We start from the raw sequence: 23,657 nt of genomic DNA on the forward strand, positions 1-23,657 counted from the left end.
CCGCACACCGGCCCGGCGCTCACCGGTTCCGGCCGCGCTCCGCACCGTAGACTCGGAAGTCGAGGACCGGACTCGGAAGTCAAGGACCGCCGCTCCCGCACATGGTGAGGAGGCCCCGCAGATGCACGCAACCGTGGGCGACCAGCTCGTCCAGCACGGCAGGGTGGTCGGCCAGCACGACCAGATCAGCGAAATCGTCGAGGTCATGGGCACGGAGGGCAACCCGCCGTACCGCGTCCGCTTCCCGGACGGGCACGAGGCCGTGATGTCACCCGGCCCCGACTGCCAGGTCCGCCACAGGAAGGACTACGAACACCACTGAGTCAGCGCGGGGGTCGCGCCGGCCTGCGGTAGTGGTCGGCGACGACCCTCGCCATCGCTCCGGACGGGTCGGCCGCGACCTCCTTCGCGGCGAAGAAGACGTGCCCGCGCACTTCCGGGTGCCCGGCCGCGAGGCTGAGATGGCGGGACAGTTCGTCCGGGTCCTGCCAGGCGGCGTCCTGCGTGGGATCGCCGGCCCTGTCGAGTGCCTCGCCCACGTACAGCTGCGTACGGCTGCCCCGCGCCGCCTCGGCCCACCAGGGCAGCAGGACGGCGTAGTCCGCGGTGGTGAAGCCGATGTTCCAGTACAGCTGGGGCACCACGTAGTCGATCCAGCCCTCGGTGACCCACTTGCGCGTGTCCGCGTACAGGTCGTCGTACGCCTGCACGCCGGCCCGGGTGTCCGAGCCGCGCGGGTCGGCGGAGGCGTTGCGCCACACCCCGAAGGGGCTGATCCCGAACGGTGTGCCGGGGCGGGCCGCGGCGACGCCCTCGGCGGCCTCGCGGACCAGCCGGTCGATGTTGTCGCGCCGCCAGTCGGCCCGGCTCGCGAAGGAGCCGCCGTACCGCTGGAAGGCGTCGTCGTCGTCGAAGGGCCGGCCCGCCACCGGATAGGGGTAGAAGTAGTCGTCGAAGTGGACGCCGTCGACCGGGTACCTGGACACCGCGTCGAGCATCGCCCGCAGCACGAAGGCCCGGACCTCGGGCAGCCCGGGGTTGTAGTAGAGGCCCCCGCCGTGGCGGACCACCCAGCCGGGATTCCTGCGGGCCGGATGCGCGGCGGCCAGCAGGGACAGGTCGTCGTGCAGGGCGACCCGGTAGGGGTTGAACCAGGCGTGCAGCCGCAGCCCCCGGGCGTGCGCCTCCGCCACCGCCGTGCCCAGCGGATCCCAGCCGGGGTCCCTGCCCTGTGTGCCGGTGAGGTACTGGGACCACGGCTCGTGGGGCGAGGGCCACAGCGCGTCGGCCGCCGGGCGCACCTGGAGGATCACCGTGTTGAGCCGGCGCCGCACGGCCACGTCGAGCAGCGCGGTCAGCTCGCCGCGCTGGCGGGCCACGCTCAGCCCGGGGCGTGAGGGCCAGTCGCGGTTGCGCACGGTCGCCAGCCACATGCCGCGCATCCCGGTGACCGTGGCACGGCCCTGCCCGTCGGTGCCGGTGCCGACCGTCGCGGTGGCCGCGTCACCGGTCACCGCCAGGGTCGACAGCGCCGCCACGGTGAACGACCGCCGTGTCACTCGGGCCATCCGGGCACTCCCCGTACGCCGTGGATCCGCGTGGTCACGGATCGTTCTCCGGGTCAGCATGCACGACCCGGACGACCGATCACGGCCACCACGGGGGTAACGTGCACGATCGGAGCAGGCACCGCACAACGGGCCGCCTGCCACAGCCGTAGGAACTGCGAAAGGGACGATGTGACCGGCATTTCGGGAGACATTGCACGCGTCGGAGTGGTGGGCTGCGGCCAGATGGGTGCGGGCATCGCCGAGGTGTGCGCCCGGGCCGGCCTGGAGGTGAAGGCCGCCGAGACCACCGGCGAGGCCCTGGAGATCGGCCGTACCCGGCTGTTCAACTCCCTGGCCAAGGCGGCCGAGCGCGGCAAGATCAGCGAGGCGGAGCGGGACGCCACGCAGGCCCGGCTGAGCTTCACCACCGACCTCGGAGAGTTCTCCGACCGCGATCTGGTGATCGAGGCCGTGGTGGAGAACGAGCAGGTCAAGACCGAGATCTTCCAGGTCCTGGACCAGGTGGTGACCCGGCCGGACGCGATCCTGGCCTCCAACACCTCCTCCATCCCTCTGGTGAGGCTGGCCGTCGCCACCGCGCGGCCCGACCAGGTGATCGGCATCCACTTCTTCAACCCCGCCCCGGTGCAGCAGCTCGTCGAGCTGATCCCGGCGCTCACCACCTCCGAGGGCACGCTGAGCCGGGCGCAGCTGTTCACCGAGAAGGTGCTCGGCAAGCACGCGATCCGCGCCCAGGACCGCTCGGGCTTCGTGGTGAACGCGCTGCTGATCCCGTACCTGCTCTCGGCGATCCGGATGTTCGAGTCGGGCATCGCCAGCCGCGAGGACATCGACAACGGCATGGAGATGGGCTGTGCCCACCCGATGGGCCCGCTGAGGCTGTCGGACCTGATCGGCCTGGACACGGTGGCCTCGGTCGCCCACTCGATGTACGAGGAGTACAAGGAGCCGCTGTACGCCGCTCCCCCGCTGCTCCAGCGCATGGTGGACGCCGGCCGGCTGGGCCGGAAGTCCGGCTCGGGCTTCTACGCCTACGGCTGACCACGCAGAGCGACGACCGCGGGCCCGGCACCGAGACGGTGCCGGGCCCGCGGCATTCACACGCCGTGTGCACTCCGGGCCCGCATATGCCGCTCACACACGCTCCCCACGGGACCACCAGGGGAGTTGACTCCTGATGCGCATGCAAGGGATGTGAGACGACTACGGAAAGGAGCGGACCTGTGACCACTGATCCCGAGCATCCCGCCGTTCCCGGAGAACTCGCAGAGTTACGACGGCGGCTGGACGTGGCCTACGCCCGCGTCGAAGGCGGACTGGCGCTGCTCAGCCACCGCACCGAGGAGACCGCCAAGGAGCTGGACGAGGTGAGCACACGGCTCGTCGCACTGGAACACTCGCGCTGGCCGCTGCCCGCGGTCGCCGCCCTCACCGCTCTCGGTTCCCTCGTCGTGGCGGTCTGGCAGTCCCTCGGACGCTAGTGCCGCGACCACCAGCGGTCAGGGCCGGGTGTCCTGGCCCGGCCTGAGGTGGTGCAGGAGCAGTAGCGCGGCCGCCATGTTGGCGGCCGGGACCTCGCCGCGGGCGACCAGGTCGGGTACGAGCTTGAGGGGGACCCACTCCCGGCGATCCGACTCGAAGTCGTCCACGGGGTGTCCGACGTACTCACCCTCGTCCGACCAGTAGATGTGGTGCCGGGCGTCGGTGAGTCCGTTGGACGGCTCCACGCTCATGAGGTGGTGCAGGGGTCCCGGCCGCCAGCCGGTCTCCTCCTCCAGTTCCCTGGCCGCGGCGGCCGCGATGTCCTCGCCGTCCTCCACGACACCCGCCGCGAGCTCCCAGCCCCAGCTGTCGGTGATGAAGCGGTGGCGCCACAGGAGGAGGACCTCGGCCGCCTCGTTCACCACCGTGGCCACGGCGACGGGCCGCAGGCGTATCAGGAAGTGGTCGAGATGCCGGCCGTCAGGGAGCTCGACATCCGCGAGATTGACGGTGAACCAGCGGTTTGCGTACACAGTTTGTTCGTTCTGTTTCGTCCACTGCACGGTTCTGCCACCTTCCGTCGGGTCAGTGGCAATATCGCAGCCGGAGCACGCCGGCAGCAGGCGCACGAAGAGCCTCCGGGAGCACCGCGCCGCGGTCACAGCGGTACGCGCAGGGCCCCGTCGATCAGTTCGGCCGCCTCCGCCGTGCCGGCGCAGCCGCTGCGCACCAGGTGCTCGCGCACCGCGCGCAGTCTGTCCCGCAGCCGCTGCGACTCCATTCCGCGGGCCTGCTCGGCCATCCGCACCGCCGTGTCCACCGCCTTGTCGGCGTTGCCCCGGCGCAGTTCGACCGTGCTCAGCATGGCCAGCCGGTGCACCCGGCCCCGGTCGTGCGCGGGGTTGTCCACGGCGGCCGCGGCGTGCTCCTCGGCGGCGGCCAGGTCGCCGAGACTGAGCAGGGCCTCGGCCACCTGTACGTTGACCAGGCCGGGCTGGACGTAGCCCGTCTCGTCGGGTTCGTGTCCGCGTCTGATGCGTTCGGCGGCGGACTCCGCGCGCCGGATGCAGGCCAGCGCGCTCGTGCCGTCGCCGAGGTGGGCGTAGGCCTTGGCCTGCATCGCGTACAGGTCGGAGGCGAGCGCGGGGGTGATGTGCTGGCCGGCGGTGCGCAGCGCGGCCTCGGCGAAGGCGACGGCCTGACGGAACTCCCGCATGAACAGTGACTGGTTGACCAGCAGCGCGATCACATACGCGCCAAGTCCGCGGTCCCCGCTGGCCTTGGCGAGCCGGAGCGCCTGGTGGAAGTAGCGCTGGGCCAGACCGTGCGCGTCGGAGTCGTAGGCGCAGATGCCCACGATCGCCACCAACGCCCCGGTGGCGCGGTGCAGTTGGCGGCCGGTGGCGTCGGTGTAGCTGCCGCGCAGCAGCGGGGCGGCCTCGGCGTTGAGGAAGCCCACGACACGGCCGCGGGTCGCGACGCCGCCGGTCTTGCGGTACATCTGCTCGTAGTGCGCGCGGGCGGCGCGCAGCATCTCGATGTCGGAGAGGGTGACCCGGTGCCGGCCACCGCGGGAGACGTCGACGTCCTCGGGCGGGTTCTCCCACTCCCACACCGGCATGACGGCGGGCGTGCCGGTCACGGCGGGGGCTCCGAGGAGGTGCGGGCGCTGCTGCTCGTCGGAGCGCCACAGGGCGGTGGCGCGCTCGACGAACCCGGACAGCGAGGTGGTGTGCGGCGCGGAGGGCTCGCCGGGCACGCCGAGGCCGATGTCGTCGAGCGTGACCGGCCGTCGCAGCCGGCTCGCCAGCACTTCGCAGATCAGGTCGGGCACCTGACCGCGCGGCCGCTGGCCCTTCAACCACCGGGCCACGGCAGTGTGTTCGTACCGGAGTGCGAGTCCGCGGGCGCGCCCCTCCTGGTTGACGTGCGCTGCCAGGCCCGCGTTCGAGATCCCGGCCTCGTCCAGGATCGCGTCGAGCAGTGTGTTGGGCTGCATGGGTGCCCCCCGGTGGCTCGGTGGCGACAGCGTAGTGCGTTCGCCTTCACACGGGGTGTGAACGGAGCACGCGCATCCGGGCCGTACGCGCGCTGTCGCGCCAAGTCCCCGGCCGGTTGACTGAACCGCCTCCTCCAAGAGGCCGTCCGGGCCGCCGGCTCCCCCTCGAACAGCACGGCGGCCCGGCACGGCGCCGCTCCGCTGCGGCCAACACCTCGGGGCCACGGTTGCTTTGCCGGCCGCGGGCAGCGCAAGGCCGCCCTGCCGACCAAGGCCGACTCACAAAGGGGCGCGGGGAACTGCGCGACCAGCCACCAACCACCCGCGGCCGACAACGGACTCACTCCACCGGTCCGCCTCGTCAACCCAGCCCCGCCCAAAAAGGGGCGCGGGGAACTGCGCGACCAGCCACCAACCACCCGCGGTCGGTGACGGACTCGCAGTCCCCCACACTTCCCGGGACCAGCTCCGCAGGAACTAGCTCCGCAGCTCCGCCCCCGTGCGCTCAGCGGCCAGCGCCACCGCCGCGTCGCGGGCCGCGGAAGCCTCGTCCACGGTCAGCGTGCGGTCCGGCGCGCGGAAGCGCAGCGCGTAGGCGAGGGACTTGCGGCCCTCACCGAGCTGCTCGGCGTTCTCGTAGAGGTCGAACAGCCGGATGGACTCGAGCAGTTCACCGGCACCCTCGCGCAGCGCGGCCTCGACGTCGGCGGCCGGGACCGGCCTGTCGACGACGAGGGCGACGTCCTGCGTGGCGACCGGGAACGTGGAGATGCCCGGCGCCCGCGGGGTGTCGTCGCCGGCCTGCTCCAGCACGTCCAGGTTCAGCTCCATCGCGCAGGCGCGCTCGGGCAGGCCGAGCGCCTTGACCACGCGCGGGTGCAGTTCGCCCGCGTGGCCCACGACCCGCTCGGTGCCGTCCACGACGACCGCGAGCTCGGCGCAGCGGCCCGGGTGCCACGGGCCGTACTGGCCCTTGCGGACGACGAGTTCGGCACCGGTCTCACGGGCCACGGTCCGCGCGGCCTCGACCGCGTCGGCCCAGTCGGCCGGGCGGCCCTTGCCCCACCAGCCGGTCTGCTCACGGGCGCCTGCGAGGACCACGGCCACATGGCGCGGCTGCTCGGGCAGCGCCGCGTTCAGCTCGGCGATCTCCTCGTCGGTGGGACGCCGGTCGACGGGCGGCTGGGCGGCGACCCGCTGCTCCGCGCGCGGGTGGAAGACCAGGCCGGTCTCGAAGAGGGCGAGGTCGTGGCTGCCGCGGCCGTCGTTGCGGCGCAGCGCGCCGAGCAGGCCCGGCAGCAGCGTGGTGCGCAGCGCGGGCTCCTCGTCGTTGAGCGGGTTGACCAGCCGGACCACGCGGCGAGCGGGGTCGCCGGACTCCAGGCCGAGCTGGTCGAAGACCTGCTCGCCGACGAACGGGTAGGTCGGCGCCTCGACGTAGCCCGCGCCGGCCAGCGCGCGGCCGACCCGGCGGTGCACCCGCTGGCGGTGGGTGAGGCCGCGGGCCGAGGGGAGCCGGGGCAGCGTGGAGGGCAGGTTCTCGTAGCCCTCCAGGCGGATGACCTCTTCGGCCAGGTCGTTGGGGTCCGTCAGGTCGGGCCGCCAGGACGGGACGGTGACGGATAGCTCGTCCTGGCCCTCCACCTGGCAGCCGATCTGCTGGAGCCGGCGGACGACGGCCTCGCGGCCGTAAAGGACTCCGGCGACCTTGTCGGGGTGGTCGGCCGGCACGGTGATCGTGCGCGGAGCCGCGGGCGCGGCGACCTCGGTGACACCGGCGTCGGCGGTGCCGCCCGCGAGCAGGACCAGCAGGTCCACCGTGCGCTGGGCCGCGGCGGAGGCGGCCTGAGGGTCGACGCCCCGCTCGAAGCGGCGGGAGGCCTCCGAGGACAGCTTGTGGCGGCGGGCGGTGCGCGCGATGGAGACCTGGTCGAAGTGCGCGGCCTCGATGACGACCTCGGTGGTCGCGTTCTCGGTGTCCGCGTGATCCGCGATCTCGGTGTTGGCGCCGCCCATCACACCGGCGAGGCCGATGGGGCCGCGCTCGTCGGTGATGACCAGGTCCTCGGCGTGCAGCGTGCGCTTGGCGCCGTCGAGGGTGGTGAACTTCTCGCCCTCCTCGGCCCGGCGCACGCCGATCGTGCCCTGGACCAGCTTGCGGTCGTAGGCGTGCAGCGGCTGGCCGAGTTCCAGCATCACGTAGTTGGTGATGTCGACGGCGAGCGAGATGGGGCGCATCCCGGCCTTCTGGAGGCGGCGCTGGAGCCAGATCGGGGAGCGCGCCTCGGGGTCGAGACCGGAGACGGTGCGCGCGGTGAAGCGGTCGCAGCCGTGCGGCTCGTCGATCCGCACGGCGTAGCCGAAAGCGTTCGGCGCCGGTACGTCGAGCAGGGCGGGGTCGCGCAGCGGCAGGCCGTAGGCGATGGCGGTCTCGCGGGCGACACCGCGCAGGGACAGGCAGTCGCCGCGGTTGGCGGTGACGGCGATGTCGAGGACCTCGTCGACCAGCTCGAGCAACTCGATGGCGTCCTTGCCGGCCTCGGTCTCCGGCGGCAGCACGATGATGCCCTTGGTGCCGTCGTCGCCCATGCCCAGCTCGTCGCTGGAGCAGATCATGCCGTGCGAGGTCTTGCCGTAGGTCTTGCGGGCGGCGATGGAGAAGCCGCCGGGCAGCGTGGCGCCGGGCAGCACCACGACGACCTTGTCGCCGACGGCGAAGTTGCGGGCGCCGCAGACGATCTCCTGCGGCTCGCCGGTCCCGTTGGCCTGCCCGACGTCGACGGTGCAGAAGCGGATCGGCTTCTTGAAGCCCTCCAGCTCCTCGATGGTCAGCACCTGGCCGACGACGAGCGGCCCCTTGAGGTCGGCGCCGAGCTGTTCGACGGTCTCGACCTCCAGGCCGGCCGAAATGAGCTTGGCCTGGACGTCGCGCCCGGTCTCCGTCGCCGGCAGGTCGACGTACTCCCGCAGCCAAGAAAGCGGGATCCGCATCAGATCTCCATCCCGAACGGCCGGGTGAACCGGACGTCACCTTCGACCATGTCTCGCATGTCCTCGACGTTGTGGCGGAACATCGCCATCCGCTCGATGCCGAACCCGAAGGCGAACCCGCTGTACTTCTCCGGGTCGACGCCGCAGGCGGTCAGCACCTTGGGGTTGACCATGCCGCAGCCGCCCAGCTCGATCCAGCCCTCGGAGGAGCAGGTGCGGCAGGGGCGGTCGGGGTTGCCCACCGACTCGCCGCGGCAGACGTAGCACACCATGTCCATCTCGGCGGACGGCTCGGTGAAGGGGAAGAAGTTCGGCCGCAGCCGGGTCTTCATGCCCTCGCCGAACAGGGACTGCACCATGTGGTCCAGGGTGCCCTTGAGGTCGGCCATGGTCAGGCCCTCGTCCACGGCGAGCAGCTCGACCTGGTGGAAGACGGGCGTGTGGGTGGCGTCCAGCTCGTCGGTGCGGTAGACGCGGCCGGGGCAGATCACGTAGACCGGCAGCTCGCGTTCGAGCAGGGAGCGGATCTGCACGGGCGAGGTGTGGGTACGCAGGACGACACCGGACTCGCTGCCGCCGTCGGGGCCCTTCACGAAGAAGGTGTCCTGCTCGCCGCGGGCCGGGTGGTCCGGGCCGATGTTCAGGGCGTCGAAGTTGAACCACTCGGCCTCGGCCTGCGGTCCCTCGGCGACCTCGTAGCCCATGGCCACGAAGACGTCCTCGATGCGCTCCGAGAGCGTGGTCAGCGGGTGGCGGGCGCCGGCCGGTACGCGGGCGTACGGCAGCGTGACGTCGACGTCCTCCTCGACCAGCACGCGGGCGTCACGCTCCGCCTCGAGCTCGCTCTGGCGGCCGGCGAGGGCCTTGTTCACCGCGCCGCGGGCCATGCCCACCCGCTTGCCGGCGTCCGCCTTGGCGTGCGGGGGCAGGGCGCCGATCTCGCGGTTGGCGAGGGAGAGCGGGGAGGCGGGGCCGGTGTGGGCGACCTTTGCCTCGTGGAGCGCGTCGAGGGAGTCCGCGGCGGCGAAGGCGGCGAGCGCCTCGTCCCGCATGCGCTCGATCTCTTCCGGTTTCAACGTCTCGACCTCGACAGGGTCGTACGACTTATTGGGTGCCGACATCTCTTCCCGTGCTTCCGATTGGCTGGCTGGAGGTCCCCGACACCGACTCGCACCGACTCGCGGACAGATCGTCACGGTTCTCGGGACACAAAGGTGCCAAAGGCCGAGTCTAACGGGGCCGGGGAAAGCGAATGCGCCCGTGGGGCCTCGGCGGGTGCTCAGAGCAGGTGCGCCGGGGTGCCCACGGGCAGGGTGAATCGGATCTCCGCGCCGCCCCCTCGGGCGCGGCCGACCGCGATGCTGCCGCCGTGTGCCTCGACGATGCCCTTGACGATGTAGAGCCCGAGACCGGTGCCGCCGCGCTTGCTGCCCCGCCAGAAGCGGGTGAAGACACGGTTCATGGACTCCTCCGGGATGCCGGGCCCCTCGTCGCTCACCGTGACCGACGTGGCGGTGTTCCCCGCGTCGTCCCCCTCGCGTGGGGACGGCGCCGGTGTGACATCGATGGTGACGGATCCCTCGCCGTGCCGCACGGCATTTTCCACGAGGTTGCTCAGCACCTGGTCGATCTTGTCGGGGTCGGCCCACAGCTCGGGCAGCGGCTTCTCGATCCGCACCAGGAACCGGTCGGCCGGCTGGCCGGCGGCGACGTACGCCTGGACGTGCCGTCCGACGGCGGCGCCCATGTCGACGGGCTGGCGGCGCACCTCGAGCCGGCCGGAGTCGATGCGGGATATGTCGAGCAGTTCGGCGATGAGCCGGGTGACGCGGTCGGCGTCGGCGTCGACGGTCTCCAGCATCAGCCGCTTCTGGTCGTCGGTGAACCGCTCCCACTTGGCGAGCAGGGTCGCCGTGAAGCCCTTGACGGAGGTCAGCGGCGAGCGCAGCTCGTGCGCGACGGTGGCGATCAGCTCGGCGTGGCTGCGCTCGGTGCGGCGGCGGGCCTCGGTGTCGCGCAGGGAGACGACGACGCGGCGGACCGGGCCGGTGGGGTGGGTGCGGACGTACTTCGCGCAGACGAGGACCTCCCGGCCGCCGTGCAGCAGGAGGTTGCGTTCGGGCTGGCCCACCCGGATGGCGAGGCCTCCGTAGGGGTCGGTGAGCTGCCACCAGCGGCGCCCCTCCAGGTCCTCCAGGGGCAGGGCCTCCTCCAGGGGCTGCCCCAGGGCCTGATCGGCGGGTACGGCACTGATCCGGGCGGCGGCGGCGTTGAAGCAGATGATCCGCCCGTGCTCGTCGGCGATCACCAGTCCGTCGGGCAGGTCGTCGGGGTCGATGCCGAGGCCGGCGGGATCGTCCTGCCGGGGCGCGGGTCGTCGTCTCGCGTCCCGCGCTCCGGGCGCGCGACCGGTGCCGACACTCATCCCCTCACCCCACCTCTCAGCCGGTGCAGCAGGCCCCCGGGCTGGTCACCCTACTGGTTGCGGGTGGCGGAGCGGCATCCTCCGGAGCCGCGCTGCGCACGGGCCGACGCGTACAGACATACGGCGGCGGCGGTCGCGAGGTTCAGGCTCTCGGCCTTTCCGTGGATCGGGACCCGTACGACGGCGTCGGCGAGGGCGCGGGTGTCCTCCGGCAGGCCCCAGGCCTCGTTGCCGAACACCCAGGCGGTGGGGCCGCCCATGGTGCCGTGGTCGAGCTCGTCGTCCAGGTCGTCCTCGCCCGCGCCGTCGGCGGCGAGGATGCGCACCCCGGCGTCCCTGAGCGCGGCGACGGCCCGCTCGACGGGGACGCCGACGGCCACGGGCAGGTGGAAGAGGGAGCCGACGGAGGCCCGGACGGCCTTGGGGTTGTAGAGGTCGACGGAGGCGTCCGTGAGGACGACGGCCTCGGCTCCGGCGGCGTCGGCGCAGCGCAGGACGGTGCCGGCGTTTCCGGGGTCGCGCACATGGGCGAGGACGGCGACGAGCTTCGGGCGGGCCGCGACGATGTCCTCGAAGGGGGTGTCGAGGAACCGGCAGACGCCGACGAGTCCCTGCGGGGTGACGGTGGTGGAGATGTCGGCGATGACGTCGTCGGCGGCGAGGTGGATCCGGGCCCCCGCGGCACGGGCCTCGCCCACGATGTCGGCGTACCGTTCGGCGGCCTCGACCGTGGCGAACAGTTCGACGAGGGTGGGCGTGTCGCCGGCCCGGTGCGCCGCCGCCTCCCGAACGGCCTGCGGCCCCTCCGCGAGGAACAGCCGCTCCTTGCCCCGGAAGTTCCGCTTGGCCAGCCGCCGCGCTGCCGAGACGCGGGGCGAGCGGGGGGAGATCAGGTCAGGGGTGGCGGGGGCCATGGAGAGCTTCACCTTCGGTAGGAACGTTCCGCCGCGGCGGCGATCAGCCGGCGGTCCCGGGCGGTGCGGACATGCCTCGGTCACCGCACGGCGCACATACGACGGACCCGCAGGCAGAGCCCACGGGTCCGTATGGATCGCACCGGCCGGGCCGGCGCCGCGTCACGCTGCCTTGGGCGCGTTGACGTCGCTCGGCAGGGCCTTCTGAGCGACCTCGACGAGCGCGGCGAACGCGCCGGCGTCGTTGACGGCCAGCTCGGCCAGGATCTTGCGGTCGACCTCGACGTTCGCGGCCTTCAGACCCTGGATGAAGCGGTTGTACGTGATGCCGTTGGCGCGGGCAGCGGCGTTGATGCGCTGGATCCACAGCTGACGGAAGTCGCCCTTGCGCTTCTTGCGGTCGTTGTAGTTGTAGACCAGCGAGTGGGTGACCTGCTCCTTGGCCTTGCGGTACAGGCGCGAACGCTGACCGCGGTAGCCGGAGGCCTGCTCGAGGATCGCCCGGCGCTTCTTGTGGGCGTTTACTGCCCGCTTGACGCGTGCCACTTGATTAACTCCTTGTAGCGGGGCCGTGGGTGTCCTCACACGGCCCGGAAACGATTGGGTCCCGGTTCTGACGTACGGGGCGCGGGGATCGCGGGGCGATCACGCGCCGCCGTGTCACTTGCCGAGAAGCTTCTTGATCTTCTTGGCGTCGCCCGGGGCCATCTCGGCGTTGCCGGTGAGGCGACGCGTCAGACGGGACGACTTGTGCTCGAGCAGGTGGCGCTTGCCGGCGCGCTCACGGAGCACCTTGCCGGAGCCGGTGACCTTGAAGCGCTTGCTGGCACCGCTGTGCGACTTGTTCTTCGGCATAGCGCCGTTCTCTCCTCGTAGGTGGCGCTCCGATGCCCGGTCGCGAGAACCGGGCACGGTGGAGCGTCGCTGTATCGGTTACGTCCTGGGACCGGGTGGTCCCGGGGGTCACGCCTCGGCGTGCTCCTCGGCCGGCGCCTCGGCGTCCGCGACGTCCGCGGCGTCCGCGACGTCCGCGGCGTCTGCGGCGTTCTGCGAGCGGCCCGGGTTGGCCTTCGCGTCGGCCTTGCGGGCCTCCTGCGCCTGGCGGGCCTCGGCCATCGCCTCGGTCTTCTTCTTGTGCGGACCGAGAACCATGATCATGTTGCGGCCGTCCTGCTTCGGGTTCGACTCAACGAAGCCGAGGTCCTGGACGTCCTCCGCGAGCCGCTGCAGCAGCCGGTAGCCCAGCTCGGGCCGGGACTGCTCGCGACCACGGAACATGATCGTGATCTTGACCTTGTCGCCCTGCTTGAGGAACCGGACGACGTGACCCTTCTTGGTGTCGTAGTCGTGCGGGTCGATCTTCGGCCGGAGCTTCATCTCCTTGATGACCGTGTGCGCCTGGTTCTTGCGCGCCTCACGGGCCTTCATGGCCGACTCGTACTTGAACTTCCCGTAGTCCATGAGCTTGCAGACGGGCGGACGGGCGTTCGCCGCGACCTCGACCAGGTCCAGGTCGTACTCCTGCGCAAGCTCCAGTGCCTTCGCGAGCGGCACGATGCCGACCTGCTCGCCACTGGGACCGACAAGTCGCACCTCGGGAACGCGAATCCGGTCGTTGATGCGGGGCTCGGCGCTGATGGATCCTCCTCGGTTAGCACCACACGGCGGTCTGGCGGACGGCCGCGTACTCTGTGTTCGACAGACCTAACCGCGCCGAAGCACGAAAAATGCCCCGGACGATCACAGGCGGGGCTCCTCGAACTACCGGAACGACCGCCGCGATGGCCGCGGGGCGCACTTCGGACGGATCACCGCCGCTGGGACGGGACCGTCTGACCGGTGACCCGCCGCCCTGAGGGCGGTCAGGTGGGAGTTCGAAGCCTCCACTTGTGGGCCGGGCCCGTATGCCTTGGCTTTCACCTTGGGCATACACGTCCAGCCGGTCGTCACACAAGGTTAGCAGGATCGATGGGGAAGGGCTAATTCAAGCTGTCCGGGCCTCGCTGCCGGAACGCCCCCGTCCTGCACCTATCGTGTGGGGCATGAGTGAGACCTCCCCCTCCGGCCCCGCCGAGCAGCCCGACTTCGACGCCATGACCCGCGACATCGCGGAGGTGCCGGCGGTCGAGGTGATCGTGACGGTCGCCGTCAACCTGATGAGCGCCGCCGCCGTGAAGCTCGGTCTGACCGAGGAGGGCGACAAGTACAAGGACCTGGACGAGGCGCGCAAGCTGGTCGGCGCGCTCGCGGGCCTGCTGGACGCGAGCGCCACCGAGATCAGCTCCTTCCACGCGGCACCGCTGCGCGACGGCCTGAAGTCGCTGCAGCTGGCCTTCCGCGAGGCCTCCGTCGTCCCGGACGAGCCGGGTCAGGGCCCGGGCGAGAAGTACACCGGGCCGATCTACGGCTGACCGCTCCCGCCGGTCCCCGGATCCTGACTCATCCGGTCACCGCTGCGTCACGCAGCGGATCCCCGCTTCTTCACGTACAAGGGCTCGCCGGGCGGCGTCGCCCCGGCCGGCAGCAGTGCCAGGTCGAGGCCGCGCACCAGGCGGGCCCTCAGTGTCTCGCTGGCGGCGAGCCGCTCGGCGACGGCGCGGGCGGCCTCGGCGGGGGCAGTGGGGACGGACGGGTCGAGCACCAGCGCCAGGGTTCCGTCGGCCCGCCCCCGCCCGAGGTGGGCGCGCAGCACGGCGGGCTCCGCGGCGACGGCCTCCCGCACCGCGGTGACGACGGCCGGGTCGGCCAGCGGGTCGGTCGTCGTACGGCCCTCGGCGAGGGCGAGCAGGGCGGGTCCGGTCAGCTCGAACGGCACCGGGCCTGCCATGTCCAGCACCACCGTGTCCGCCTTCTCGTGTGCGGCGGCCTCCAGGACCTGGTGCAGCCGTACGGCCACGGGCCGGGCGTCCGGCTCCCAGCGGGCCAGGGCGTCGGTGGAGGTGAAGGCGGGCAGGGCGGTGCGGTGCCCGGCCTTGAGGGTGGGGACGGCCATCTCGCTGGTCTTCTCCCGGCGCAGCCCGTTCTCGTCCTCCTCGACCTCGCCGAGGACGGCCACCACGGGCACGAGCAGCCGTGCGCTCCTGAGCGCCTCCAGGACGGGTCCCAGGGCGGTGCGGTCCGCGGCCCAGGCGGTGAGCGCCGTGCTGAGCCCGGGGTCGGCGGAGCCGTCGTCGTCGGAGAAGCCGGAGTCGGGAATGTTCTTCATCGCCACGATGCCGACCCTATCCGGGACGGTGCCCGCTCTCTCAGGGTCCCCTGGCCCATGTGCGGAACGGCTGTGAGGGACGTTCGGGCCCCGTATCGTCGGCGGCGGCGGACGGGCCGGGTGCGGGGAGGCGGACGGTGGAGACGGTGGGCGGAGGGTCGGGTCCGGTGCCGAGGCCGATGTCGGTACCGGTGTCGGTGTCGGTGACCGGGAGCGCGACCGTGGCGGTGGCGGTTCGCCACCTCGGCTCCGGGGTGAGCGCCGAGTGCGGCGACGCCGTGTTCGACACGGCGAGTATCGTCAAGGTCGACATCCTGGCGGCCCTGCTGCTGCGGGCCCAGGACACGGGGCGGCGGCTGACCGCGCGGGAGCGGACGTACGCGGCCGCGATGATCGAGAGCAGCTGCAACGACTCGGCGTCGGCGCTGTGGCGGGAGATCGGCGGCGCCGACGGCCTGAACGCGGCGAACGAGCGGTTCGGACTCACCCGGACCAGCGGCGGCGACGGTCCGCTGTGGGGTCTGACCCGCACCACGGCCGCCGATCAGCTCGCGCTGCTGGAGCAGGTGTTCGGCGCCCGCTCGGAGCTGAGCGGGGCCTCGCGGACGTACGTTCAGGGGCTCATGGGGCGGATCGTCCCGGGCCAGGACTGGGGTGTGTCGGCCGCCGCCGACGACTCCGGGTGGGCCCTGAAGAACGGCTGGATGCCGCGTGACGCGACCGGTCTGTGGGTCGTCAACAGCATCGGGCGGGTGACGGCCGGCGGCGACGAATACCTGGTGGCCGCCCTGTCCAGCGGCAACCCGACGAAGGAGCAGGGCATCGCCCTGGTGGAGGAGTCGGCCCGGTCGGCGGTGTCGGCGTACGGCCGGAGGGCGTGATCCCCGGCCATGGCCGGGACCCCGGGCTCTACAGCCGGAAGCCGCTTCCGTCCTCGCGGCGGCCGCGCCACAGGACGATCGCCACGACCAGCATCACTCCCCCGGCACCGCCCGCGAGGGGGCCCGCCCAGCCCGAGGCGGCGGCGGACGACTCGGCGGAGTCGGGGCCGGGGCCGAAGTAGCGCTCGTCGTAGGACGCCGCGGTCAGGCCCTCGGGCTTGAGGCGGCCCGCGGCCCTGATGGCGGCGGCGGGGTCGATCATGCCGAAGCCGCGGGAGTCGTCACGGCCGCCGGTGGGGGCGTTGCGGGCCGTGTCCTCCAGGAGCTTCTTGATCTGGGCGGGGGTCAGGCCGGGGTGGGCGGCCTTGACGAGGGCGACGGCGCCGGAGACGAAGGCGGAGGCGGCGCTCGTGCCCCAGCCCTCGTAGTACCGCTGGTCGGGGTCGGCGATGACGACGTCGACGCCGGGCGCGCTGACCGTCGCGTACCAGCGGCGGGTGGAGAAGGAGGCGCGGGTGCCGTAGCGGTCCACGGCGGTCGCGGCGATCACGCCCGGGTAGGCCGCCGGGTAGGAGATGTGGTCGCCCTTCTCGCCGCCGTTGCCGGCCGAGGCGACGACGACGGCGCCCTTGCTCAGCGCGTACTGGACGGCCTCGTCCTCGGCGGGTTCGGGGTGCGCGGAGTCCGAGTCGTCGCCGAGGGAGAGGTTGATGACGTCGGCGCCGTGGTCGGTGGCCCAGCGGATGCCCTCGGCGAGGGCGTTGCCCCGGCTGCTGCGGGCCTTGCCGCGGGCGGAGTCGTCCTCCTCCAGGATCACCCGCACGGGCAGGATCCTGGCCTCGGGCGCGATGCCGAGGACGCCGTCCGCGTTGCCGGGGCCGTGGCCGTGCCCGGCGATGATGCCGGCCATGGCGGTGCCGTGGCGGGCCCAGGGCCGGTCGCCGCGCCGCGCGCCGAAGCCGATCATGTCCTTGCCGGGCAGGACGTTGCCGCGCAGATCGGGGTGGTCGTCGTCGACGCCGGTGTCCAGGACGGCGACGGTGATGCCCTTGCCCTGGGTGGTGCGCCAGGCCTCCTGGGTGTGCATGGCCTCGAGGCCCCACTGCTGGGCCCGGATGCTGTCGGCGTGCGCGACGGCGGACGGCACGAGGGCGAGGCAGGCGGCGAGGAACACGCTCGGGACGCCGACCGCGAGCGTCCTGCGCGGCCTGCGGTTCCCGGGCGTCACGGCGGCTGTCACGAGGGCTCCTCCGTGGCGGACTTGACGGTCTGGCGCAGGCCCCGTCCGATGCGGTCGGCGAGACCCTGGGCCTCGTTGCCGAGGCCTGCCTGGGCGGCGGCGGTGGTGGCTCCCGACCGTGTCGCGTCGGCGGCGGGCTCCGGGGGGCCGGCGGCGCGGCCGTCGGCCCAGCCGGAGACGGCGTAGACGACCACCGGGGCCTCGGTCAGTACGGAGACGGTCCATGACGCGCGCTGCTTGTCGCCGAAGGCCGCGGCGACGGTGCCCTTGGCGGCATACGGGCGCGGCACGTGGTCGGTGCGCCGGGCGAGCCCCTCGTTCTCGAAGCGGGCGGCGAGGGAGGTCATGGCGGGGGCGTCGGCCTTGGTGAAGAGCAGGCCCACGGTGGTGACGTGGCTCTGGGTGGCGTCCGTGTAGGTGGCACGCAGCAGGCGGGCGCAGCCGACGGGGGCGAGGGCCTTGCGCAGCAGCGGGTCGAAGGCGCCCGCGCAGCCGCTGTCCGGGGCGACGGCGACGCGGGTCCAGGTGCGGGCGGCTCCGCCGGGTCCGGCGCCGTGGCCGTCCACGGTGGGCGGGAAGAGCTGGTCGACGGGGACGCTGTGCCACATGGCGCCCGCCGTGGCGAAGCCGCCCGCCGCACCGGACTTCCCCGGCTCCCCGGTGAGCCAGCTGCCGGTCACGGCGCCGCCGGTGAGCCCGAGCCCCAGCACCATGCAGGCGGCGGCGACGGCGACCCGCGGCCGTATCAGCGCGCCGGTCGCCCGGGTCCTCCGGTCGTACGCCTCCGGCTCCCCGAACCCCATGCCGAGTCCCGTCGCCGGCGCCATGGCCGCGCTCCAGGACAACGCCGGGTCGGGTACGGGAGCGGTACCCGTGGCACGCGGGGGTGTCGCGGCGGGGGCGCTCAGGTAGGCAGCGGTCGGTCGCGCCCGGCTCGTGCTCGCCGCCCCGCCGAGCGGCGAGGCACCGAAGGCGGCGTCCGGCCTGGGGTCACGTGCGGACGGAGGCGTCGTCGGGCGGGGCGGTGCGCTCGGCGCCGGGTTGTGGAGGGGGACGGGGCGCAGACGCCTGGTCGTCTCCGACACGCTCTCGACGGGCACGCCGCTGCCGCGCACCGCCGTCGAGGGGCGATGTCCTGGACGCGGGGGTATGTTCCCGTCTTCGCGCCGGCCGGCGATCGCCGGCTCACCGGGGAAGCGAGTGGTGGCCCTCCCGGCCCCGGTGCCCGCACTCCCTGACGCGTCGTCGGCAGAGCCCCGCCCACCCGAAGGGCCGGGCCCGTGCGTCGTCGACGCGCCCGCGGAACGGCCCGCGACGCCGCCCCGGGTGTCGGCGGACGCCCCGGGGACCGTGGCGCGGCTTCCCCCGGCGGGGTCGGACGTCCCGGGCCCGGTGCCCGGCCGGGTCTCGTTGCCGACCGTCGGCGGTGCGTCCGGGAAGCGGGCCGAGGCGGCGGGAGGGGGCAGTGTCGCGGGGGGCGGTGTCGCAGGGGGCGTGGTGCTGCGGCGGGAGGGGGGACGGAAGTCCGGGAAACGGGGACGGGAGTCGGTGGCGGCCTGGGCGCCGTCGGCGCCGGGGCCGGAGCGAGGCGACTGGAAGCCGGTGCCGTACCCCGCCCGGTCGTTCGTGTCCGGACCAGCCGCTCCTCCCCCTGTCGCAACAGGAGAGGAGCCCCCCACGCCCGAAGCACCGGAACCCGCCGAAGCCCCACGCGGGGAAGCGTTCAGGCTCGAAGCCGCGGGACCCGTTGACGCACCACGCGCCTGCGCGGACGTACCGCCGCCAAGCGTCGGCCGTGTCGCGCCCGCGGCAGGTGCGGGCTCGTTGGGTGGGCCGTCGGTGGCGGGGGCCGGCGTGTCCGGGTCGCCGTCGCCGCCCGTGGGCCCGACGGGTTGTGGGGGGACGGGGGCGTGGCGCGCTTCCGTGCTCATGCACCCCCCGTTTCCTCGTGCCCGTGCCGTTTCACCGGGCACGGTCGTCCTCGTCGCCCCGCCCGGCGCGGACTCGTCGTCACCGGACACGCATACCCGTACGAGCGAACCGCCATCCCGGCTCAACGCTGCGGCCGGAATCACTTCCTGGTTCCGCCGTGCGTGCGCGTCACTCTACGGGCTGCCCCGGCCCCGGCGGGAACCAGTCCGCGAGGCCAGGGGGATCTGCCCGGAACATCCCCCTACCCTGCGGTAATCAGGTCTGGCAGGCTGCGTCCATGACTCCGCGCGCCGCCGACCGGGCCCGTTACGACCGGGCCACCGCCCAACTCGACGCCCCTGTCGCGATCGTGGACCTGGACGCCTTCGACGCCAACGCGGAGGACCTCGTCCGCCGGGCCGGCGGCAAGCCGGTCCGGGTCGCCAGCAAGTCCGTGCGCTGCCGGGCCCTGCTCGAACGCGCCCTGGCGAAGGACGGCTTCGCGGGCATCATGTCGTTCACGCTCGCCGAGTCCCTGTGGCTGGCCCGCTCCGGCTTCGACGACGTGCTGCTCGCCTACCCGTCCGCCGACCGCGCCGCCTGCGCCGAACTCGCCGCCGACCCCGAACTCGCCCGCGCCGTCACGGTGATGGTGGACGACCCCGCGCAACTGGACCTGATCGACGCCGCGCGCGGGGGCGGAGGCGAAGTCGTACGCGTCTGCCTGGAGTTGGACACCTCACTGCGGCTGCTCGGCGGGCGCGTACGGGTCGGCGCGCGCCGCTCCCCGCTGCACTCCCCCGCCCAGGTCGCCGACATGGCCCGTGCGGTGGCCCGCCGCCCGGGGTTCGCGCTCGTGGGGATCATGGCCTACGAGGGCCATGTGGCGGGCGTGGGCGACGCGGTCGCGGGACGTCCGCTGCGCTCGCGCGCGATCCGGCTGATGCAGGCCGCGGCGCGCCGGGAACTCGCCGAGCGGCGTGCCGCCGTGGTGCGGGCGGTCCGGGCCGTGGCGCCGGACCTGGAGTTCGTGAACGGCGGCGGCACCGGCAGCGTGCAGCACACGGCGGCGGAGGACGCGGTGACCGAGATCGCCGCGGGCTCCGGGCTGTACGTCCCGCGGCTCTTCGACAACTACACGTCGTTCCGGGGCCGTCCGGCGGCGCTGTTCGCCCTGCCCGTCGTCCGGCGCCCGGGGGTCGGGGTCGTCACGGTCCTGGGCGGCGGCTACCCGGCCTCCGGCGCGCCCGGCGCGGACCGGCTCCCGGTGCCGTACCTGCCCGAGGGGCTGCGCTACGACCCTCAGGAGGGAGCGGGCGAGGTGCAGACGCCGCTGCTCGGCTCCCCCGCCGACGACCTGCTGATCGGCGACAAGGTGTGGTTCCGGCACGCCAAGGCGGGCGAGTTGTGCGAACGGTTCGACACGCTGCACCTCGTCGAGGGCGATCGTGTGACGGCTGCCGTGCCGACGTACCGGGGCGAGGGGCACACCTTCCTGTAGCCCGGGCCTCAAGGGGCGGCGGCAACCCGCGCCCGTGGGCGGTTGCCCGGGCATCCCGGAGGCACGCCGGTGCCCGGTCGGACCGTGCCGTCGGGCCGGCGTTCCAGGTGGGGGGCTCACCTCACGTCCGCGTCAAGGACAGCAGCTCGCGGGCCGGGCCCGCCGGCCGGTGGCCGGTGGGCCAGACTGCTCGCAGGTCGCGTTCGAGGGTCACGCCGTCGACGGGGACGGGGACGAGCCGGCGCAGGGACAGTTCCTCGCCCACCGCGAGTTCGCTGAGCACCGCCGGGCCCGCTCCGCTGACCGCGGACGCCTTCACCGCCGTCGTGGAGGACAGCTCGATCAGCGGGCGTGCCAGGCCGCCGAGCGCCGCGTCCAGAACCTGCCGGGTGCCGGAGCCCTTCTCGCGCAGGATCAGCGGCGTGGTGGCCAGCTCCTCCGCGGACAGCGGGCGCCGCCGCCGGGCCCACGGGTGGGCCGGGGCGGTCACCACGAGCAGGCGGTCGTGGCCGATCACGACGGAGTCGAGACCGGACGGCACCGACACTCCCTCCACGAAGCCGAGGTCCGCCTCGCCCCCCAGCAGCCGCTCCGCCACCACCGCCGAGTTCCCGGCGAGCAGGGACACCGCCGTGTCCGGCCGCCGGGCGCGCAGCGCGATCAGCCAGCCCGGCAGCAGGTACTCCGCGATCGTCATGCTCGCCGCCACCCGCAGCCGCGAGTCCCGCCGGTCCCGCAGCGCCTGCGCGCCCGCGTCGAAGGCCTCCGCCGCCTCCACGACGCGCCGCGCCCAGTCGGTGACCAGGGCCCCGGCGTCCGTCAGCCGCGATCCCCGCGGCGAGCGGTCCACCAGCGCCACGCCGAGCTGCCGCTCCATGGAGCGGATCCGGCTGCTCGCCGCCGGCTGGGTGATGCCCAGCTCCCGGGCCGCCCCGCCGAGGCTCCCCAGCCGCGCCACCGCCAGCAGCAGTTCCAGCGCGCCCAGGTCGGGCACCCGGTGCGCCAGCGAGGTCCCCGGCCGCCGGCCCGCGCCGGCCCCTCCGTTCGCCTCGCCCCTCTGGGTGCTCTCGGTGCTCCTCATAAAGCCAGCTTATGTCGTGATAGACACAAACCCCCTGGTGGGAGCGTATGGACCGGGAAAACCTTGAGTCATGGTCACCGCAGCCCACTCCCTGCCCCGGCAGGCCGCACCCCGGCCCCGTGTTCCCGCCGTCCGTCATCTGGGCCCCAACTGGTACGCCTCCGTCATGGGCACCGCCGCCGTCGGCACGGCGGGCGCCGCGCTGCCGCCGCACATCCCCGGACTGCGAACCGTGTGCGCCGCCGTGTGGGCCCTCTCGCTCGTGTGGCTCATGGTCCTGCTGACCGCGCGCACCCTGCACTGGATCCACCACCGCGACCAGGCCCGCGCCCATCTGCTGGACGCGGCGGCCGCGCCGTTCTACGGCTGTCTGTCCATGGCCCTGCTGGCGGTCGGCGGCGGCGCCCTGTCCGTCGGGCGGGACTGGATCGGCGTTCCCGCCGCGGTGGCCCTGGACACCGTGCTGTTCACCGCCGGTACGGCCGTCGGGCTCGCGGCCGCCGTCGCCGTGCCGTACCTGATGGTCGTGCACCACCGGATCGAGCCGCACCAGGCGACGCCCGTGTGGCTGCTGCCGCTGGTCGCGCCCATGGTGTCCGCCGCCCTGGGGCCCGCCCTCGTGCCGCACCTGCCGGCCGGGCAGGCGCGGGCGACCCTGCTCCTGGCGTGTGTGGCGATGTTCGGGCTCAGCCTGCTCGCCACCCTGATCGTCCTGCCGATGATCTTCGGCCGGCTGGTCACGGCGGGCCCGCTGCCGCTCGCGCTGACCCCGACACTGTTCCTGGTCCTCGGCCCGCTCGGGCAGTCCACGACCGCCGTCGGCGCGTTCGCGGACATGGCCCCCGGTGTCGTGCCGGCCCCGTACGCCGGCGGCTTCGGCGTGCTCGCCGTCCTGTACGGCGTCCCGGTGATGGGGTTCGCGCTGATGTGGTTCGCCCTCGCCGCCGCCCAGGTGGTGCGCGCCGCCCGCCAGGGCATGGGCTTCGCGATGACCTGGTGGTCGTTCACCTTCCCGGTGGGCACCTGCGTCACCGGCGCCGCGGCCCTCGCCCGGCACACCCACCTCGCCGCCTACAGTGCCCTCGCGGTCGCCCTGTACGCCGTCCTGGTGACGGCCTGGGCCGCCGCGGGCGTGCACACCGCCCGCGGGCTGGTCAGCGGCGCGCTGCTCGCAGCGCCTCGCCCAGTACCCGCGGAGCCCGCGCCAGCGACGGCCCGTACCACGTCAGGTGCCGCCCGCTGACCAGCGCGCAGGGCAGTCCGGGGAAGGCCTCGGGACCGTCGTCGGCGGTGAACCGGTACGGCTCGTCCGGCAGGACGACGACGTCCGGGGCCGCCGCGCGCAACTCCTCCAGCGGGACGCGCGGATAGCGTTCGGCGTGCCCGGCATGGAGGTGGTCGACGCCCAGTCGGGCCAGGACGTCACCCGCGAAGGTGTCCCGGCCCAGCACCATCCAGGGCCGCCGCCAGATCGGTACAACGGCCGTCGTACGGCGCGGCGGCACGGGCGGCGACGCCCAGGCGGCCTCGGCCTCGTCCAGCCATCGGGGGCGGGCGGTCCCGCCGCACGCGCGCAGCACCCGGGCCAGTTCGCGGAAGGCCTGCGGCAGGTCCCTGATCTCGGTCACCAGGACGTCCAGGCCCGCCGCGCGCAGGGCGTCGAGGTCGGGCTTGCGGTTCTCCTCCTCGTTGGCGATCACCAGGTCGGGGGCGAGGGCGGCGATCCGGTCCACCTTGGGGTTCTTGGTGCCGCCGACCCGGGCGACGTCGAGGTCCGCCGGATGCGTGCACCAGTCGGTGGCGCCGACGAGCACGCCGGGCAGGGACACGGCCACCGCCTCGGTGAGCGAGGGGACCAGCGAGACGACCCGCATCAGCGCGACCGGTCCTGTACCGCCTCGATGTGCTCGGCGACCGCGACCACGATCACCCGGGTGTCGGGCACCGTCGCCCGCCAGCGGTGGCGGACCCCGCCGGTGAGGTACATCGTGTCGCCGCGCACCAGCCGGTAGGCCCGGCCCTCCGCCTCGATCTCCACCGCTCCGTCGGCGACGTACATCAACTCGTCGTTGCGGTGCTGGAATTCACGGCCGGCGTCATGGTCGCCGGTGAACTCCGAGGCGTGGAGCTGGTGGTGGCCGCGCACCAGGGAGCGCACCCGGGGTTCGGGTTCCAGCTCGGTGACCTCGGCGCGTACGACGTCGACGCTGCACGCCGGGTCGGCCGCCGCGAGCAGTTCCACGGCGGTGGTGCGCAGGGCGTCGGCGACCTTCTCCAGGGAGGTCTGGCTGGGCCGGGCCCGGTCGTTCTCGATCTGGCTCAGGAAGGGGACCGACAGACCGCTGCGGTCGGCGACCACGGCGAGGGTGAGCCCCAGCGCGCGGCGGCGCCGCCGGACGGCCGCGCCCACCCGGAGGGGCCGCTCTTTGTTGTCGCCCATCGCTCCGGCTCCCTCC

General features: G+C 73.5%; 22 protein-coding genes and 1 pseudogene. 7 read left to right on the forward strand and 16 right to left on the reverse strand.

The window, feature by feature from the left end:
* The first annotated feature begins 121 nt into the window (after positions 1-121).
* Positions 122-322 (forward strand): DUF1918 domain-containing protein, encoded by a 201-nt coding sequence (locus OIE49_RS08150; protein WP_326801737.1) that lies wholly within the window; start codon positions 122-124, stop codon positions 320-322.
* Between the two features lies 1 nt (position 323).
* Here OIE49_RS08150 and OIE49_RS08155 read toward each other — a convergent pair whose 3' ends face one another.
* Positions 324-1,568: a glycoside hydrolase family 10 protein gene (locus OIE49_RS08155; protein ID WP_326801738.1), complete on the reverse strand. Its 1,245-nt coding sequence runs from the start codon at positions 1,566-1,568 to the stop codon at positions 324-326.
* Positions 1,569-1,739: 171 nt separating this feature from the next.
* On the opposite strand from OIE49_RS08155, the gene OIE49_RS08160 reads away from it, so the two are divergent.
* Both OIE49_RS08160 and OIE49_RS08165 read left to right on the forward strand, forming a co-directional pair.
* Positions 1,740-2,612: a 3-hydroxybutyryl-CoA dehydrogenase gene (locus OIE49_RS08160; protein ID WP_326801739.1), complete on the forward strand. Its 873-nt coding sequence runs from the start codon at positions 1,740-1,742 to the stop codon at positions 2,610-2,612.
* A gap of 182 nt (positions 2,613-2,794) precedes the next feature.
* Complete coding sequence (locus tag OIE49_RS08165) at positions 2,795-3,052, forward strand: hypothetical protein (protein WP_100567795.1); 258 nt, start codon at positions 2,795-2,797, stop codon at positions 3,050-3,052.
* Positions 3,053-3,070: 18 nt separating this feature from the next.
* On the opposite strand, the gene OIE49_RS08170 is transcribed toward OIE49_RS08165, so the two are convergent.
* From OIE49_RS08170 to infC, 9 genes and pseudogenes are all read right to left on the reverse strand, one after another.
* Positions 3,071-3,616: an NUDIX domain-containing protein gene (locus tag OIE49_RS08170; RefSeq protein WP_100567794.1), complete on the reverse strand. Its 546-nt coding sequence runs from the start codon at positions 3,614-3,616 to the stop codon at positions 3,071-3,073.
* A gap of 95 nt (positions 3,617-3,711) precedes the next feature.
* On the reverse strand, positions 3,712-5,052 hold the full coding sequence (locus OIE49_RS08175; protein ID WP_326801740.1) for a transcriptional regulator: 1,341 nt from the start codon (positions 5,050-5,052) through the stop codon (positions 3,712-3,714).
* Between the two features lie 477 nt (positions 5,053-5,529).
* The gene (pheT, locus tag OIE49_RS08180) at positions 5,530-8,043 is read right to left on the reverse strand and encodes a phenylalanine--tRNA ligase subunit beta (RefSeq protein WP_326801741.1); all 2,514 of its coding nucleotides are present in this window, start codon (positions 8,041-8,043) and stop codon (positions 5,530-5,532) included.
* Entirely contained in the window at positions 8,043-9,164 is a 1,122-nt protein-coding gene (pheS, locus tag OIE49_RS08185) for a phenylalanine--tRNA ligase subunit alpha (protein WP_326801742.1), read from the reverse strand. Before pheS ends, pheT begins: the two co-directional genes overlap by 1 nt.
* Positions 9,165-9,322: 158 nt before the next feature.
* Positions 9,323-10,468, reverse strand: a complete 1,146-nt coding sequence (locus OIE49_RS08190; RefSeq protein ID WP_326801743.1) for a sensor histidine kinase — start codon at positions 10,466-10,468, stop codon at positions 9,323-9,325.
* 50 nt (positions 10,469-10,518) lie between these two features.
* Positions 10,519-11,382: a TrmH family RNA methyltransferase gene (locus OIE49_RS08195; protein ID WP_326801744.1), complete on the reverse strand. Its 864-nt coding sequence runs from the start codon at positions 11,380-11,382 to the stop codon at positions 10,519-10,521.
* Between the two features lie 162 nt (positions 11,383-11,544).
* On the reverse strand, positions 11,545-11,928 hold the full coding sequence (gene rplT / locus OIE49_RS08200) for a 50S ribosomal protein L20 (RefSeq protein WP_004002577.1): 384 nt from the start codon (positions 11,926-11,928) through the stop codon (positions 11,545-11,547).
* A 114-nt stretch (positions 11,929-12,042) separates the two neighbouring features.
* Positions 12,043-12,237: a 50S ribosomal protein L35 gene (gene rpmI, locus OIE49_RS08205; RefSeq protein WP_007829094.1), complete on the reverse strand. Its 195-nt coding sequence runs from the start codon at positions 12,235-12,237 to the stop codon at positions 12,043-12,045.
* A gap of 108 nt (positions 12,238-12,345) precedes the next feature.
* A pseudogene (infC, locus tag OIE49_RS08210) lies at positions 12,346-13,045 on the reverse strand (translation initiation factor IF-3).
* Between the two features lie 379 nt (positions 13,046-13,424).
* Between infC and OIE49_RS08215 the strand changes: the two are divergent.
* A complete protein-coding gene (locus OIE49_RS08215) occupies positions 13,425-13,793 on the forward strand; it encodes a DUF1844 domain-containing protein (RefSeq protein WP_100567787.1) in 369 nt (122 codons plus the stop codon).
* A gap of 47 nt (positions 13,794-13,840) precedes the next feature.
* On the opposite strand, the gene OIE49_RS08220 is transcribed toward OIE49_RS08215, so the two are convergent.
* Positions 13,841-14,593 carry an SseB family protein gene (locus tag OIE49_RS08220; RefSeq protein WP_326801745.1) on the reverse strand — a complete coding sequence of 251 codons (753 nt, stop codon included), beginning with the start codon at positions 14,591-14,593 and terminating at the stop codon, positions 13,841-13,843.
* 173 nt (positions 14,594-14,766) lie between these two features.
* On the opposite strand from OIE49_RS08220, the gene OIE49_RS08225 reads away from it, so the two are divergent.
* On the forward strand, positions 14,767-15,468 hold the full coding sequence (locus tag OIE49_RS08225; RefSeq protein ID WP_326801746.1) for a hypothetical protein: 702 nt from the start codon (positions 14,767-14,769) through the stop codon (positions 15,466-15,468).
* A gap of 28 nt (positions 15,469-15,496) precedes the next feature.
* On the opposite strand, the gene mycP is transcribed toward OIE49_RS08225, so the two are convergent.
* Both mycP and OIE49_RS08235 read right to left on the reverse strand, forming a co-directional pair.
* A complete protein-coding gene (gene mycP / locus OIE49_RS08230) occupies positions 15,497-16,696 on the reverse strand; it encodes a type VII secretion-associated serine protease mycosin (protein ID WP_326806172.1) in 1,200 nt (399 codons plus the stop codon).
* An 8-nt stretch (positions 16,697-16,704) separates the two neighbouring features.
* The gene (locus OIE49_RS08235; RefSeq protein WP_326801747.1) at positions 16,705-17,535 is read right to left on the reverse strand and encodes a hypothetical protein; all 831 of its coding nucleotides are present in this window, start codon (positions 17,533-17,535) and stop codon (positions 16,705-16,707) included.
* A gap of 1,382 nt (positions 17,536-18,917) precedes the next feature.
* Between OIE49_RS08235 and OIE49_RS08240 the strand changes: the two genes are divergently transcribed.
* Positions 18,918-20,120 carry an amino acid deaminase/aldolase gene (locus OIE49_RS08240; RefSeq protein WP_326801748.1) on the forward strand — a complete coding sequence of 401 codons (1,203 nt, stop codon included), beginning with the start codon at positions 18,918-18,920 and terminating at the stop codon, positions 20,118-20,120.
* Positions 20,121-20,241: 121 nt separating this feature from the next.
* Here the strand turns inward: OIE49_RS08240 and OIE49_RS08245 are convergent, their stop codons facing one another.
* Positions 20,242-21,201, reverse strand: coding sequence for a LysR family transcriptional regulator (locus tag OIE49_RS08245; protein ID WP_326801749.1), 960 nt, complete (start codon positions 21,199-21,201; stop codon positions 20,242-20,244).
* Between the two features lie 70 nt (positions 21,202-21,271).
* Between OIE49_RS08245 and OIE49_RS08250 the strand changes: the two genes are divergently transcribed.
* Positions 21,272-22,444 (forward strand): TDT family transporter, encoded by a 1,173-nt coding sequence (locus OIE49_RS08250; protein WP_326801750.1) that lies wholly within the window; start codon positions 21,272-21,274, stop codon positions 22,442-22,444.
* Here the strand turns inward: OIE49_RS08250 and OIE49_RS08255 are convergent.
* Entirely contained in the window at positions 22,356-23,075 is a 720-nt protein-coding gene (locus OIE49_RS08255; protein ID WP_326801751.1) for a helical backbone metal receptor, read from the reverse strand. The two genes, OIE49_RS08250 and OIE49_RS08255, sit on opposite strands and share 89 nt — an antisense overlap.
* Positions 23,075-23,641, reverse strand: a complete 567-nt coding sequence (locus OIE49_RS08260) for a helix-turn-helix domain-containing protein (RefSeq protein WP_100567780.1) — start codon at positions 23,639-23,641, stop codon at positions 23,075-23,077. The genes OIE49_RS08255 and OIE49_RS08260 overlap by 1 nt, the downstream gene beginning before the upstream one ends.
* Between the last annotated feature and the right edge of the window lie 16 nt (positions 23,642-23,657).

The organism is Streptomyces sp. NBC_01788 (assembly GCF_035917575.1).
GTDB lineage: Bacteria > Actinomycetota > Actinomycetes > Streptomycetales > Streptomycetaceae > Streptomyces.

Bases quoted from the DNA above. Each gene is read 5' to 3' on its own strand.
- OIE49_RS08255 (WP_326801751.1), bottom strand. From the start codon at position 23,075: ATGCGGGTCGTCTCGCTGGTCCCCTCGCTCACCGAGGCGGTGGCCGTG.
- OIE49_RS08260 (WP_100567780.1), bottom strand. From the start codon at position 23,641: ATGGGCGACAACAAAGAGCGGCCCCTCCGGGTGGGCGCGGCCGTCCGG.
- OIE49_RS08190 (WP_326801743.1), bottom strand. From the start codon at position 10,468: ATGAGTGTCGGCACCGGTCGCGCGCCCGGAGCGCGGGACGCGAGACGA.
- OIE49_RS08150 (WP_326801737.1), top strand. From the start codon at position 122: ATGCACGCAACCGTGGGCGACCAGCTCGTCCAGCACGGCAGGGTGGTC.
- pheS (WP_326801742.1), bottom strand. From the start codon at position 9,164: ATGTCGGCACCCAATAAGTCGTACGACCCTGTCGAGGTCGAGACGTTG.
- OIE49_RS08215 (WP_100567787.1), top strand. From the start codon at position 13,425: ATGAGTGAGACCTCCCCCTCCGGCCCCGCCGAGCAGCCCGACTTCGAC.
- OIE49_RS08240 (WP_326801748.1), top strand. From the start codon at position 18,918: ATGACTCCGCGCGCCGCCGACCGGGCCCGTTACGACCGGGCCACCGCC.
- OIE49_RS08250 (WP_326801750.1), top strand. From the start codon at position 21,272: ATGGTCACCGCAGCCCACTCCCTGCCCCGGCAGGCCGCACCCCGGCCC.
- OIE49_RS08155 (WP_326801738.1), bottom strand. From the start codon at position 1,568: ATGGCCCGAGTGACACGGCGGTCGTTCACCGTGGCGGCGCTGTCGACC.
- OIE49_RS08175 (WP_326801740.1), bottom strand. From the start codon at position 5,052: ATGCAGCCCAACACACTGCTCGACGCGATCCTGGACGAGGCCGGGATC.
- pheT (WP_326801741.1), bottom strand. From the start codon at position 8,043: ATGCGGATCCCGCTTTCTTGGCTGCGGGAGTACGTCGACCTGCCGGCG.
- OIE49_RS08245 (WP_326801749.1), bottom strand. From the start codon at position 21,201: ATGAGGAGCACCGAGAGCACCCAGAGGGGCGAGGCGAACGGAGGGGCC.
- rpmI (WP_007829094.1), bottom strand. From the start codon at position 12,237: ATGCCGAAGAACAAGTCGCACAGCGGTGCCAGCAAGCGCTTCAAGGTC.
- OIE49_RS08225 (WP_326801746.1), top strand. From the start codon at position 14,767: ATGTCGGTACCGGTGTCGGTGTCGGTGACCGGGAGCGCGACCGTGGCG.
- OIE49_RS08195 (WP_326801744.1), bottom strand. From the start codon at position 11,382: ATGGCCCCCGCCACCCCTGACCTGATCTCCCCCCGCTCGCCCCGCGTC.
- OIE49_RS08235 (WP_326801747.1), bottom strand. From the start codon at position 17,535: ATGGCGCCGGCGACGGGACTCGGCATGGGGTTCGGGGAGCCGGAGGCG.